The sequence below is a fragment of the Acinetobacter sp. OYA S30 genome (assembly GCF_033599315.1).
Classification (GTDB): domain Bacteria; phylum Pseudomonadota; class Gammaproteobacteria; order Pseudomonadales; family Moraxellaceae; genus Acinetobacter; species Acinetobacter baumannii.
In genome coordinates, this window is record NZ_JAWVAV010000174.1 from 1 (window position 1) to 309 (window position 309).

1 protein-coding gene is annotated in these 309 nt (G+C 46.9%); it reads left to right on the forward strand.

Annotated features, from left to right (window positions below; all coding sequences use genetic code 11):
* The coding region (locus tag R5R67_RS19675; protein ID WP_318755235.1) for an Ig-like domain-containing protein at window positions 1-309 on the forward strand (309 nt) is incomplete at both ends.

A 309-nucleotide genomic window follows, 5' to 3' on the forward strand; every position in this document is an offset into this window, starting at 1 on the left:
AGATGGTACAGGCACAGCACCAAGCATCAGTGTGGCTGATAATACTTACACAGACCTTGCAGGTAACTTGGGTACAGGTGATGTACTTGATGGAACTGATGGTTTTGTTGTAGACATTGTTCCACCAACACTTGCAATTACAACTGATGATCTGGCTCTTGCAGCAGGTGAATCAGCGAACATTACCTTCACATTCAGTGAGGCAGTGGCAGGCTTTGATGCGAATGATATCACCCTAGTAGGCGGTACATTGAGTGCATTGGTTACGACTGACAACATCACCTGGACAGCAGTGTTCACACCGGATGG